Here is a 13,246-nt window from a genome sequence, read left to right on the forward strand (position 1 = left end):
GCGGATGACCACCGAGGGGGTGAGGACGACGACCCCGGCCGGCCCGGCCGGGGAGCCGGGGCGGACCGGGCAGGCGGCCGAGCAGGCCCGGCCCGCCAGGCGGGGCGTGCTCGGCCGGGTGTCCTGGGGGCTGGCCGACCAGGCGGTCACCAGCATGATCAACTTCGCGGTGGGCATCTACGTCGCCCGGGAGCTGGGGGTGCACGCGTTCGGCGTGTTCAGCCTGGCCTGGCTGACCTACGGCGTGGTGCTCAACGTCTCCCGCGGGCTGGCCACCGACCCGCTGATGGTGCGCTTCAGCGGCGTGCCGGAGGCGACCTGGCGCGCCGGTGCGGCCCGATCGTCCGGCGCCGCGCTCGCCGTCGGCGCCACCCTCGGCGCCGTCTGCCTGCTGGTCGGGCTCGGCCTCGGCGGCGACGTGGGGCCCGCGTTCGCGAGCCTCGGCGCCGCCCTGCCGGCGCTCCTGCTCCAGGATGCCCGGCGGTTCGCGTTCTTCGCGGCCGGCACCGGGCGGAAGGCCTTCGCCAACGACCTGGTGCAGGGCATCGCACTCGTCCCGGCCATGGTCGTGGCGGCCCGGGTGGGCACCGTGCCCGCCTTCCTGCTGGCCTGGGGCGCCGCCGCGGCGGCCGCCGCCGGGTACGGCTTCCTCCAGTCCGGCGTCCGGCCCCGGGTGACCGAAGCCCGCGGCTGGCTGCGCGAGCAGCGCGACCTCGGCAGCCGCTACCTGGTCGAGAACGTCAGCCTCAGCGGCGCCGGCCAGCTGCGGGCGTACGGGCTCGGCGCGATCGTCGGGGTCGGCGCGGTCGGTGCCGTCCGGGGCGCCGAACTCCTCCAGGGACCGTTCCTCGCCCTGCTGATGGGGCTCTCCCTGGTCACCGTGGCGGAGGCGGCCCGGGTCCTGCGGCGGACGCCCGAGCGGCTCGGCCGGTTCTGCTTCCTGCTGGGCGGAGGGCAGGCCGGCGCCGCGCTGCTGTGGGGCTCGGCCCTGCTGCTGATGCCCGACCGGGCCGGACAGTTCGTCCTCGGCGACGTCTGGCACTCCGCCTCCCGGCTCATCCTGCCGGCGACCCTCGGCGTCGCGGGCGCCGGCCTCGGCAGCGGCGCGGCCGCCGGGCTGCGCGCCCTCGCCGCGGCCCGGCGCAGCCTGCGCTGCCAGTTGTTCGCCTCCGCCTGCTATCTCGGCGGCGGGCTCGGCGGCGCCGCCGCGGCCGGCACGGTCGGCTCCGCCTGGGGCGTCGCCGGCGCGACCGCCTGCGGCGCCGCCGTCTGGTGGCTCCAACTGCGCGCCGCCCTGCGCGAGCACCACCGCACCCCGATCCCCGAAGTGAGGACCCCTTGAGCGCCGTTCCCCGGCTGAGCATCGGCCTGCCCGTCTACAACGGCGAGGAGTACCTCGCCGAGTCGCTCGACGCCCTCCTGGGCCAGACCTACGACGACTTCGAGCTCGTCATCTCCGACAACGCGTCGACCGACGGCACCCAGGACATCTGCCGCACGTACGCCGCGAAGGACCCCCGGATCCGCTACCTGCGCCTGCCCCGGAACATCGGCGCCGCGCCGAACCACAACCACGTCTTCACCGAGTGCCGCGGCGAACTCTTCAAGTGGGCCTCCCACGACGACCTGTACGCCCGGGACCTCCTGCTGCGCTGCGTGGAGGCGCTGGACGAACGCCCGGACGTCATCCTCGCCCACTCCGGCCAGGCCGTCATCGACGGCGACGGCCAGGTGAAGGTGCCCTACGAGTACGGGCTCGCCACCGATTCGCCGCACGCGCCCGAGCGCTTCCGCAGCCTGCTGTTCGAGCCCGGCGGCGACGACTTCTACGGGGTGATGCGGGCCGACGTGCTGCGCCGGGTGAAGCCGCACGACAGCTACCACCACGCGGACCGCACGTTCGTCGCCGAGATCACCCTGCACGGGCGCTTCCACCAGGTGCCGGAGCTGCTGTACTTCCGCCGCGACCACCCCACCCGCGCCGAGCGGGCGAACCCCTCCAAGCGCTCCCGTTGCGTCAACCTGGACCCGCGCCGCGCCGGGCCGCTGCACCCGACGCCCCGGCTGCTCGCCGAGTACGTCTGGGGCTTCGCCTCGGCCGTCCGGCGGGCGCCGCTGTCGGCCGCCGACCGGCGCGCCTGCTACGGCCACCTGGCCGCCTGGATGACCAGCCGGGTCCGGCCCGGCGCCGGCGAGCGGGTCGAGGACCGCGCCCCGGCCGACCCGGCGCTGCTCACGGTCTCCGTCGACGCCCTCGTGGCCGGACGCGAGGGGCGGCGGGCATGACCCCCGTGCGGGTCGGGGTCTTCGGCCTGCTCGGCTCCGGCAACCTCGGCAACGACGGGTCGCTCGAAGCCGTGCTCGGCCACCTGCGCACCGAGCACCCGGAGGCCGCCGTGGACGCGCTGTGCGGCGGCCCCGAGGCCGTCACGGCCCGCTACCGCATCCCCGCGACGCGGCTGCACTGGTACCGCGGGGAGTACCGGACGGCCTCCCGGGCGGGCGCGGTCGCGGCGAAGGGCCTCGGCAAACTCGTCGACGCCGTCCGCACCGCCGCGTGGGTGCGCCGGCACGACGTGGTGATCGTGCCGGGCATGGGCGTCCTGGAGGCCACGCTGCCGCTGCGGCCGTGGGGCTTCCCGTACGCGCTGTTCCTGCTCTGCGCGTCCGGCCGGCTCTTCGGCACCCGGGTGGCGCTGGTCGGTGTCGGCGCCGCGCCCATCGCCGACCGGCCCACCCGGGCGCTGGTGCGCTGGTCGGCGCGCCTCGCGGCGTACCGGTCGTACCGGGACGAGCTGTCCCGCGACGCGATGCGGGCGATGGGCGTGGGCACCGCGCGGGACGCGGTCCACCCGGACCTCGCCTTCGCCCTGCCGACGCCGGCCGCCCCCTCGTCCGGTGTGCCCGGCGTGGTCTGCGTCGGCGTCATGGACTTCCACGGCGGCAACGACGACCGGGCCAGGGCCGAGGAGATCCACCGGCGCTACCTCGACGGGACGACCCGTTTCGTCCGCACCCTGGTCGAGGAGGGCAGGCCGGTCCGGCTGCTCACCGGCGACGACGTCGACGCGACGGTGGTCGCCGCGATCCTCGAAGCCGTCGACTCGCCGCTGGTCACCGCCGCCCGGACGGCCTCGCTGGCCGACCTGATGGAGGAGGCGGCGGCCGCCGACGCCGTGGTGGCGACCAGGTACCACAACCTCGTCTGCGCCCTGAAGGCTGGTACGCCGACGCTCGCCCTGAGCTACGCGGCCAAGAGCGACGCGCTCATGGAGCAGATGGGGCTCGGCACGTACCGCCACCCGGCGCGCGAGGTCGACGCCGACCGGCTGACCGAGCAGTTCCGGGAGCTGGAGAAGCGCTCGGCGGAGCTGCGCCAGATCCTCGCCGAGCGGAACCTGGCCGTGGCCCGGCGCCTCGACGACCAGTTCGGCGAGCTGACCAGGGTCCTCTTCCCGAGGACCGACCACGTTGTGAGGGAGGCGCCGTGAAGGCGACCCAAGTCCCGGCGATCGCCGGCGCGTACCTGTTCGAGCCGACGCCGTACACCGACGAACGCGGCTTCTTCTGCCGCACCTTCGACGCCGACGTGATCCGCTCGGTGGGCCTCGACCCGGACGCCTTCGTCCAGCACAGCGTCTCCCGCTCGGTCGGCGGCGTCCTGCGCGGGCTGCACCTGCGCTCCGGCGCCGGCGAGGCCAAGCTGGTGCGCTGCTCGTACGGGCGGGTCTTCGACGTCGTCGTGGACCTGCGGCCGGACTCGCCGACCTACCGGAACCAGGCCCACTTCGAGCTGTCCGGCGAGACGCAGGCGAGCGTCTACATCCCGGCGGGGTGCGCGCACGGCTTCCAGGCGCTGACGCAGACCACCGACGTCTCGTACCTGATCGACCGCCCGCACGATCCGGCCGAGGACGTGACGATCGCCTTCGACGACCCGCAGCTCGCCATCCCCTGGCCGCTGCCGCCCACGTCGATGTCCAAGCGGGACCGGGAGGCGCCGAGCCTCGCCGAGGTCCTGCGCCGGAACGAGAGCTGAGGACCGCGTGGACACCGAAGTCACCGAACCCGCCGAAGAGTTCGCCCTGCCCCGGTCGCGGGCGGCGAACGAGAAGCTGCACGCCCTGATCCCCGGGGGCGCGCACACCTACGCCAAGGGCGACGACCAGTACCCCGAACACCTCGCCCCGGTCATCAGCCACGGCCGCGGCGCCCACGTGTGGGACGTCGACGGCAACCGCTACGTCGAGTACGGCTCCGGCCTGCGCTCGGTCAGCCTCGGCCACGCCCACCCGCGCGTACTGGAGGCGGTCCGGCGGGAACTGGACCGCGGCAGCAACTTCGTCCGCCCGTCCGTCGTGGAGGCCGAGGCCGCGGAACGCTTCCTGGAGACCGTGCCGACCGCCGAGATGGTCAAGTTCGCGAAGAACGGCTCCGACGTCACCACCGCGGCGGTGCGGCTCGCCCGCGCCGTCACCGGGCGCCCGCGGGTGGCCATCTGCGGCGACCACCCGTTCTTCTCCGTCGACGACTGGTTCATCGGTACCACGCCGATGTCCGCCGGGATCCCGGCGGCGATCACCGACCTCACCGTGGCGTTCCCCTACGGCGACCTGGCCGCGACGGAGGAACTGCTCACCCGGTACCGGGGCGAGGTCGCCTGCCTGGTCCTCGAACCCGCCGGACACGCCGAGCCGCCGCCCGGGTACCTCGCCGGCCTGCGCGAACTGGCCGACCGGCACGGCTGCGTGCTGGTCTTCGACGAGATGATCACCGGCTTCCGCTGGTCCGAGGCGGGTGCCCAGGGCCTCTACGGCGTCGTGCCCGACCTCTCCACCTTCGGCAAGGCGCTGGGCAACGGCTTCGCCGTCTCCGCGCTCGCCGGGCGGCGGGACCTGATGGAGTGGGGCGGGCTGCGCCACACCGGCGACCGGGTGTTCCTGCTGTCCACCACGCACGGCGCGGAGACGCACTCGCTCGCCGCCGCGATGGCCGTCCAGACCACCTACGTCGAGGAGGGCGTCACCGCCCGGCTGCACGCCCTCGGCGAGCGGCTGGCCGCCGGGGTCCGCGAGGCCGCCGCGGGCATGGGCGTCGGCGACCACGTCGTCGTCCGGGGCCGGGCCAGCAACCTGGTCTTCGCCACCCTCGACGAGAACCGGGAGCCCTCGCAGCAGTACCGCACCCTGTTCCTGCGCCAACTCCTCGCGGGGGGCGTCCTGGCCCCGTCGTTCGTGGTGAGCAGCGCGCTCGGCGACGCCGACATCGACCGCACCGTGGCCGTGGTGGCCGGGGCCTGTGCCGTCTACCGCAAGGCACTCGACGCCGGCGACCCCACCCCCTGGATGGGCGGGCGGCCGGTGAAACCCGTCTTCCGCCGCCTGGTGTGACGCGGCGTCACGGACGGCTCCGGCGGAGCTGGTCGGCTGCCAGGTCGACCAGCCACGCCGTCGCCGGCACCACCGCCAGTGCGGTGCACCAGCCGCCGAGGACGTCGGTCGGGTAATGCGCACCCAGAGCGACCTGCGCCCACCCCATGACGGCGCCGACGACCAACGCCGCGGCGAACACGAGCAGGGTGCCGGCCGCCCTGCGGGTCGCCAGCATCGCCACCACGAGGGCGAGCGACGTGGCGAAGGCGGTGTGTCCGCTCGGGTAGGACAGGTTGTCGCCGTGGATGGTGCGCCCCGCCACGTGCTTGAGCAGCGTCGCCGTTCCCACGGCCGCAGCGACGCCGACAACGACGAACGCAGCCGCGCGCGGACGCCGGAGCAGCAGGCAGCCCGCCACGATCGGCACGACCAGGGCCGCGGCTCCGACCGGCTCGCCCAGCGAATCCATGGCCAGGGCGACGGACCGCCACGGCGGCTCCACCCCGTACAACGCCCCCGCTATGCGCGCGTCCACCCCGCCGGGCTCGCTCGCGCCGGCGTAGCGGACGCCGAGCGCGGCGACCACCAGCGCGGCGAGGACCGCCACGATCGCGACGGCGGCGGAGCGCCGGTGCCCCGGCAGGAGGCGCGGTTCAGTCATCGGTCCCGCAGTACTCCTCGTCCCGGAGGTCGGCGAGGCGCGGATCGTCCAGGAGCTGCCTCAACTCGGCGCGGGGGAGGGCCAGATGGTTCGCCGCATGGCGCTCGGCACCGGCCCAGCAGAACGCCGCGCGGATTTCTTTTTCCCAGCCCTCCGGATCCCGCTCCCGTCGTGCGGCGAGCTCCGCCACGCGCGCGTCCCGGACCGCGAGCGCCTCGTCGACGAGCTGCTCGCGCACGTCCGGGCGCTCGCGCACGGTCTTCGCTGCCCACCAGTAGGGCCGGTCCTCCTCGGGCCGCACGTCCTCGTACACGGCGGCCAGGCCCAGCAGTTCGATGGGATTGTCCGCCCAGAAGGTGAACCCGTCCTTCTCGGCGAGCCAGGCGTCCAGCCCGTCCTCGTCCTCCTCGTCGGCGAGCTTCACCGTCAGGTGGTACCCCTGACGGCGCAGGAGCTGGAGGCATGTCTCCCAGACATTGGCGTGACTTCCCAGTGAGGCCATGCGGCCACCCTAGCGAGCCCGTGGCCGTCGCCGGGCGACTCCGTCCGAAGCGGCCTCCGGTGCCTCGCCCGTCGCCCGTCGCGGAGCCGCCCCGGCCGGGCCTTCCGTCAGGCGGGGACGTTCTTGATGACCGCCCCGGTCAGCGGCGAGAGCCGGTCGGACAGCGCGCCGAAGTCCGCGGTCCGGCCGTCGGACCACTGGGCCATGCCGACGAGCATCCCGTTCCCGTAGGACGCGAAGTTCTGCACGAGGCCGCTGTCGGCCGGCAGTTGGCGCAGGCCCGAGTCCTTGGGCGGGACCTGGACTGCGACCTGGTACGACGCGGGGTCGGAGGCCAGCACGTTGATGAGGTGCACGCACTCCATCGGGTCCTTCATGGTGAACAGCGCCAGGTCGTACTGGTTGCCGTCGGCGTCCTTGTACAGCGCCAGGTCGACGCCGACACAGCCGTGCCCCTGCGTGATCAGCCCGGCGAGGGTCGGCGCCACGGTGTCGGCGCCGGTGCAGCTCGGGTTCGCCACCTTCGCCACCAACGTGTACCCCTGCACCTGCGCCGGGAAGACGGACAGCGGGATCGCCGAAGCCGGAGCACCGGCCGACGCCGTCGCCGCGTGCGCCGAGGGGGCGGACGCGGTCGTCGCGGCCGGCGCGGGGGCGGGCGCGGCGGCCGGTGCCCGGTCCGACGGCCGGAGCACGTACGCCGTCGCGCCGGCGGCCACCAGGAGGGCGGCGGCCACGGGAAGGACCAGCCGCCGCGAGCGCCGCGGCTTCGTCTGCCTGGCCTGCCGCGCCCGTTCGGCGGCACTCGGCTCCCGCACCGCGTTGTTCTTCTCGAACTCCCGGACGAACTCGTCCCACAGGTCGTCACCGGATTCACGCTTAGTCACAGCGCCAGACCTTAGTGATCACCGCCGACGCTGGGAAGTCGGGCGCCCGGCGCCGGTGCCGCAGCGGCACCGGGCAGAGGAAACGTCACCGAACCGTGATGGTCGGGGGACGGGATCCCAGGTTCTCGAACATCCTTAATGTCCGTCTTCGGAATGACGGATTTCGGGCGGTTCGGCCGCGTTTCCCGTACCGGACGTGACGGCGGATCAGGATTTCGCCGGGCCGCGGACATGCTTTGACGTACCGGATTTCCTGTCGATAGCGTCCACTTGATCTTCACTTTACCGGCTCGGGGGCGCTGGTTCGTCGCCCGGGTGCGTCTTCTTCCGGGAGTCCCTGTGCGTACCGTCCGCAGACCGGCCCGGCCCCGTGGCGGGGCCCCGGCCGGGCCCTCGGCGGCAGCGCCGGGCCGGTGTTCGGTGAACTTCCTCCGCCGCGCGGCCACGTCGTGCCGCGTCGAACGAATCCTCCTCCCCCCGCAGAACTTCCGGCCCGTCGATGCGTGACCGCGGCCGGCCAGGCGGCACTCCGGTGCCCGAAACACGAAGAGAGATGACGAAGCTCCCATGAGGATGTCACCGACATCACGGGCCCGATCACGGCTCGCGGCCGGGTTCGTGGCCGGCAGCCTGCTGACCGGGCTGCTGACGATTCCGGCCGTGGCGGCCGACACGCCGCCGGCCACCGCCGCCAACCCGGACCGGCTGAAGGCCGTCGCGGCCTGGCAGGCGGGCGGACCGGCCGTACGGCACGCGGCCGAGATCGCACTGACCGGTGGTGGCGACGACCTGACGGCGTTCGTGACCAAGGGCCAGGCGGTCGCGGCCGACCAGGACCAGAAGGCACAGATCGAGGCACTCGTCGCGGCCTCCGGCCCCGGCGTGCGCGAGGCCGGGCAGGCCGCGCTGAAGGGCTCGGCCGCCGACCTGAAGAAGTTCCTCGACCAGGGCGCCAAGAAGGCCTTCGAGGACGACCAGCGGGTCCGGCTGTCGCAGATCATGGCGGCCGGCGGACCCGGTGTGAAGGCCGCGGCGGCCAAGGCGCTCGACGGCACCATGACGGACGTCAACCAGTTCTTGAACGAGGGCCAGTTCAAGGCGCGGGACGACGACGACCGCGTCCACCTGTCGCAGTTGATGGCCTCGGGCGGGCCGGAGGTGAAGAAGGCCGCCAACACCGCGCTCAACGGTTCGATGGACGACGTCCAGCAGTTCCTGCAGTACGGCTACCAGACGGCGGCCGCGCACGACCAGGAGACCCTGACCGTCTCCCAGCTGGCCGACCTGACGAAGAACGCCTCCGCCCAGGCCGGACAGCAGGCCCGGACGGCCGTGGACGCGGCGGGCAAGGCGCTGGACGCCACCAGGCTGGCCAAGGAGGCCTCCGAGAAGGCCGCCGCCGAGACCAAGGCCGCGCAGGGTGCGGCCGGGCAGGCGTCCAACGCCGCCGGCCGCGCGGCGGACGCCGCGAGCCGTGCCGCCGCTGCCGCCCAGACCGCCTCGAAGGCGGCGAAGGCCGCCAACGAGGCCTCCCGGCAGGCCGCCAGCGCCGCCGCCGACGCCGCGTCGGCCGCGACGAAGGCCGGCAACGCCGCCACCAGGGCGCTGGCCGCCGCCGCCAACGCGGCGAGCGATGCCGGGCAGGCGGACGCGGCCCGCGCGGCCGCCGTCACCGCCCGCAACGCCGCCGGTGACGCCCGCACCGCGGGCGAGGCCAGTGCGTGGGCCGGCCGGGCCGCGGCGCAGGCGGGAGTCGCGGCGCAGGCCGCGGCGTCGGCCGGCGAGAACGCCTCCGCGGCCGCTCAGGCCGCCGCCGAGGCCGCCGAGTACTCCGGGGTGTCCGCCGACGACGCCGCCCGGGCCCGCCTGGCGGCGGCCCGCGCCCAGAGCGCCGCCGCCGAGGCCAAGCGTGCCGCCAACGCCACCGTCGCCATCGCCAACGAGGCCGCCGCCGCGGCCGGGGACGCCCAGCGCGCCGCCAACGAGGCCGCCGCCCACGCCGAAGCCGCGGCCGCGGCGGCGGAGGAGGCGGCCCGGCACGCCGGTGAGGCGGCCACCGCCGCCAACGTCGCGCAGGCGGCCGCCACCGCGGCCGACGCCGCCGCCAACTCGGCCGCGAACTCGGCCGCGCAGGCCCACAAGGTCACCAACATCGCCCGCGCCACCGACAAGGAGCGCCTCGACGCCCAGCAGGCCGCCGAGATGGCCGCCGCCGACGAGGCCTCCCGCGAGGCCGACCAGAAGGCCAAGACCGCGGCCTGGGAGTCCGGCAAGGCGACGCAGTTCGCGGCAGGCACCGACCAGTTGATCAAGGACGCCCAGGCGCCGGGCACGGACGCCAAGACCGCCCTGCTCAAGGGCCGTCAGGCCGCGCTGCGGCTGCTGGACGCCGGCGGTCCGTGGACGAAGGCCGCCGCCCAGAGCGCGCTGGAGGGCGACGACTACGCCGTCCAGGCCTTCCTGGCCACCGACCTGACGGTGGCCCGGGACCGCGACGACCGCACCAGCGTGATGGCGATCGCCAAGACGCCGGGCAAGCTGGAGAAGCGCCTCGCCGCGGAGGCCGCCTCGGTGGGTACGCCGGACCAGGTCCGGGCGTTCCTGGCCACCGGGCAGTACCCGGGCAAGGACGACGACGACCGCGTCCAGCTGTCCCAGATCATGGCCGCCGGCGGGCCGGGCGTGAAGGCCGCGGCGGGCAAGGCCCTGGACGGCACGATCGACGACGTCCGGGCCTTCCTGGCCACCGGTCAGTTCAAGGCCCGCGACGACGACAACCGCGTCCTGGTGACCCAGGCCCTGGCCGGCGGAGGCCAGGAGGTCAAGGCGGCCGCCCAGGCCGTCCTGTCCGGCCCCGCCGACCGCCTCGTGCCGTTCCTGCAGACCGGCCTGCCCAAGGCCCAGCAGCGCGACGCGATGACCGCCGCCCACGTGGCCACCGTCGCGTCCTACCTCGCCACCATCGACGGCTCGGTCGCCCAGGCCCGCCAGTACGCGGCGCAGGCCGCCCAGGCCTCCGCCACCGCCCGCGGCGCCGCCAGCGAGGCCGCGGGATACGCCAACCAGGCCAGCCAGTCCGCCCAGTCCGCCCAGGGCTTCGCCAACCAGGCCGCCCAGTCCGCGCAGGCCGCCCAGGCCTCCGCGGCGCAGGCCGCCCAGTACGCCCAGCAGGCCCAGGCGTCCGCCGCCTCCGCCGGCGTCGCGGCCGACCGCGCCGTCGCCTCGGCCGCCGAGGCCACCGGTTACGCGGCCCAGGCGAGCCAGTTCGCGGCCGACGCCAAGACCGCGTCCGACCAGGCGAAGGCCTCGGCCGCCGCCGCTGCCAAGAGCAGGGACGACGCGTACGCGGCCGCCAGGGAGGCCGCGCAGCTGATCATGTCGAAGCAGCAGGCCGACGCGGCCGGCGGAAAGCTGCAGAGCGACACGGCCGTCGTCGACGACAACGGTCGCGTCTCCTACATCGAGTCCGTGCCCCGCGGGGACCTCCAGAAGGAGGTCGTCAAGAGCAACGAAGCACGCTGCGGCAAGGGACAGACGGGAACCCTCGCGGACCTGTGGACCGATGAGAACTTCTACACGAACGCCGCCGGAGTCAGGGTCTGCGACGTCACGTACACCATCAGGGTCACCGGCACCATCGACTACATCCTGAAGACCTGCCCCGAAGCGGGCCTGTCGATCGCCGCCTGCATGGGGAAGTACAGCGTCTGGGACACCCTCCTCGTCGGCAGCGACCAGCTGAACAAGTCGGAGATCACCACCACCGTCGCCATGACGCAGAAGGACTTCGACAAGATCAACGTCACCTGCCAGCGGGGCGTCTGCGGATCACCGACCGTCAACGCCTTCACCCTCTTCGCGGGCGACTTCATCGCGTGCTTCAAGGACCCGGGATTCAACTCCCACTGCGCCTGGGCCGCGTCCAACTTCATCCCCTTCGGCACCCTCGCCAAGGGCGCGAAGGGCATCGTCGCGTTCCGCTTCGCCCTCGAAACCGGCGTCGGGATCGAGGACGCCAAGCTCGCCCTCCAGGCGACGCTCAACGGCTACAGCGACGCGATCACCAGCAAGCTGCTCCGCGCCGCCGACGCCGTGTCCGCCTTCCGCAACACCTTCAAGAACGGCGTCGGCACCAAGGAGGCCCTTGAGGCGCTGAGCAAGACCCCCGACATCGACCCGGCCCTCGTCCGCCAGCTGAACGACGAGTACAAGTCGGTGCAGTACGTCTACGAGACGTGCGAGGTAAACAGCTTCCCCGCGGGCACCCGCGTCCTGCTGGCCGACGGCTCGTACCGGGCCATCAGCGAGATCCGGACCGGTGACCGGGTGCTCACGGCCGACCCGGCGGTCGGGGGACTGCACCCGCAGCCGGTGACCGCCACCTACGCCCACACCACGCGGCGCCTGGTGGACATCGCCCTGGCGGACGGCAGCACGCTCTCCACCACGGCCGGTCACCGCTTCTACACCGAGCAGGCCGGCTGGACCCTCGCCTCGGCCCTGCGCCCGGGAGACCGCCTGCGGGCCTCGGACAACGCCCCGCAGACCGTCGCCGGCATCACCGACCGGACCGAGCAGGCACCGGAAGCCGTCTACGACCTGACGGTCGACGGACCGCACACCTTCTTCGTGCGCACCGGTGGCGGCCAGGAGTCCGACCTGCTCGTCCACAACTGCCTCTACCTGCTCAACGACGAGGCGAAGGACCCGGGGCTGCACACCATCAAGGACCATGTCGCCGGGGGTCCCTACACGAACAACCTCGGGACGGTCAGCGGCACCGACGCGATCCGCGCGCAGCTCAAGGCCGAGACCGACGGATACACCGGGGTGTTCAAGGACCTCGCCACCGCGGAAGAAGCGCTCAAGCAGGCGTGGCTGACGGACGGGGCGAAGCAGTACGGGCAGGCCAAGCGACTCGGCAAGAGCGAGTTCAAGTTCACCGCGGACGTGTCCGTCCTCGATGCCAACGGCGACAAGCTGACCTCCCTCGGCGAGGTCTACCAGCGGGGAGGCAACGGCGTGACCACCCCCTCCAGCACGAAGGTCGAGGTCCGGGTCAAGATCGACTACACCGATGGCCCGACCAAGCACCCCAAGGGCTGGTACGTGACCTCCATCTTCCCGCTCCCGCGCAGGGGCGTCTGATGGCGGAACGGTACGGCGGCGCGGCCGACTTCGGCTTCTCCCTCCTGGCCGAGGCGTTCCACGCACACTGGCGCAGCGAGGGCGAGGACGTCGAGGTCCTGGCGGACTACCTCGCCCGCAACCCTTCCTGGGTCGCCGAGTCGGTCCTCGTGGACGCCCTGCGGCTGGAGGCCGCCGACCTGCCCGCGTGGCAGATCGAGACCCTCTGGTCGACGGGCACCCATCCCTTCCACGACCTCCGCAGGGAGGGCCACGACGGCCGTGACTGGCTCGGTCTGATCGTCCGGCTCGGCCGGGAGCGGCTCGCCGCCGAGGGCGGCGGCAGCGACGAGCGCGTGCCGCCCAGTCCCTACGGGCACGTGGCGGGAGCCGTCCTGGACGAGATCCTGCTGGTCTCCGCCGGGATCACCGAGGGGGCGATGCATGCGCCCGGAGGGTACGTCCCCGGCATCGTGCCCGCCCTCGACGAGGTCGCGGCGCGGGTCTGCCCCGACCTGGCGTTCCGCCTCCTGCTGCGCGCGCTCGCCAAGGTCGGGCCCGTGGTCGCGCGGGAGCAGTACGACCGGTACGTGGCCCTCGGGCGGCAATTCGAGTACGGCGAGCTCCTGGTGGAGGGCCATGCACACCTGATGTCCTGACACCACACGACGACGACGGCGCGCAGCCGGTGCACGAC

General features: G+C 73.9%; 10 protein-coding genes. 7 read left to right on the plus strand and 3 right to left on the minus strand.

Annotated elements, in window-relative coordinates:
* Nucleotides 1-4 precede the first annotated feature (4 nt).
* Genes ACFVU9_RS34555 through ACFVU9_RS34575 form a run of 5 tightly spaced genes read left to right on the plus strand, consistent with a single transcriptional unit; the run spans nucleotide 5 to nucleotide 5,390 of the window.
* A complete protein-coding gene (locus ACFVU9_RS34555) occupies nucleotides 5-1,342 on the plus strand; it encodes a hypothetical protein (RefSeq protein ID WP_380493019.1) in 1,338 nt (445 codons plus the stop codon).
* Nucleotides 1,339-2,286 (plus strand): glycosyltransferase family 2 protein, encoded by a 948-nt coding sequence (locus ACFVU9_RS34560; RefSeq protein ID WP_380445004.1) that lies wholly within the window; start codon nucleotides 1,339-1,341, stop codon nucleotides 2,284-2,286. The genes ACFVU9_RS34555 and ACFVU9_RS34560 overlap by 4 nt, the downstream gene beginning before the upstream one ends.
* Nucleotides 2,283-3,491, plus strand: coding sequence for a polysaccharide pyruvyl transferase family protein (locus ACFVU9_RS34565; RefSeq protein WP_387600308.1), 1,209 nt, complete (start codon nucleotides 2,283-2,285; stop codon nucleotides 3,489-3,491). The genes ACFVU9_RS34560 and ACFVU9_RS34565 overlap by 4 nt, the downstream gene beginning before the upstream one ends.
* Entirely contained in the window at nucleotides 3,488-4,039 is a 552-nt protein-coding gene (locus tag ACFVU9_RS34570) for a dTDP-4-dehydrorhamnose 3,5-epimerase family protein (RefSeq protein ID WP_380445006.1), read from the plus strand. Before ACFVU9_RS34565 ends, ACFVU9_RS34570 begins: the two co-directional genes overlap by 4 nt.
* A 7-nt stretch (nucleotides 4,040-4,046) precedes the next feature.
* Nucleotides 4,047-5,390 carry a glutamate-1-semialdehyde 2,1-aminomutase gene (locus ACFVU9_RS34575; RefSeq protein WP_380445007.1) on the plus strand — a complete coding sequence of 448 codons (1,344 nt, stop codon included), beginning with the start codon at nucleotides 4,047-4,049 and terminating at the stop codon, nucleotides 5,388-5,390.
* 7 nt (nucleotides 5,391-5,397) lie between these two features.
* Here the strand turns inward: ACFVU9_RS34575 and ACFVU9_RS34580 are convergent, their stop codons facing one another.
* From ACFVU9_RS34580 to ACFVU9_RS34590, 3 genes are all read right to left on the minus strand, one after another.
* The gene (locus ACFVU9_RS34580) at nucleotides 5,398-6,033 is read right to left on the minus strand and encodes a phosphatase PAP2 family protein (protein WP_387600312.1); all 636 of its coding nucleotides are present in this window, start codon (nucleotides 6,031-6,033) and stop codon (nucleotides 5,398-5,400) included.
* A complete protein-coding gene (locus ACFVU9_RS34585; RefSeq protein WP_380445009.1) occupies nucleotides 6,026-6,535 on the minus strand; it encodes a hypothetical protein in 510 nt (169 codons plus the stop codon). Before ACFVU9_RS34585 ends, ACFVU9_RS34580 begins: the two co-directional genes overlap by 8 nt.
* Nucleotides 6,536-6,642: 107 nt before the next feature.
* A complete protein-coding gene (locus ACFVU9_RS34590) occupies nucleotides 6,643-7,422 on the minus strand; it encodes a hypothetical protein (RefSeq protein WP_387600315.1) in 780 nt (259 codons plus the stop codon).
* Between the two features lie 567 nt (nucleotides 7,423-7,989).
* Between ACFVU9_RS34590 and ACFVU9_RS34595 the strand changes: the two genes are divergently transcribed.
* Both ACFVU9_RS34595 and ACFVU9_RS34600 read left to right on the plus strand, forming a co-directional pair.
* Nucleotides 7,990-12,570 carry a polymorphic toxin-type HINT domain-containing protein gene (locus tag ACFVU9_RS34595; RefSeq protein WP_387600317.1) on the plus strand — a complete coding sequence of 1,527 codons (4,581 nt, stop codon included), beginning with the start codon at nucleotides 7,990-7,992 and terminating at the stop codon, nucleotides 12,568-12,570.
* Nucleotides 12,570-13,208, plus strand: a complete 639-nt coding sequence (locus ACFVU9_RS34600) for a hypothetical protein (RefSeq protein WP_387600320.1) — start codon at nucleotides 12,570-12,572, stop codon at nucleotides 13,206-13,208. The genes ACFVU9_RS34595 and ACFVU9_RS34600 overlap by 1 nt, the downstream gene beginning before the upstream one ends.
* The last annotated feature ends 38 nt before the right edge of the window (nucleotides 13,209-13,246 follow it).

Source organism: Kitasatospora sp. NPDC057936 (genome assembly GCF_042887525.1).
GTDB lineage: Bacteria > Actinomycetota > Actinomycetes > Streptomycetales > Streptomycetaceae > Kitasatospora.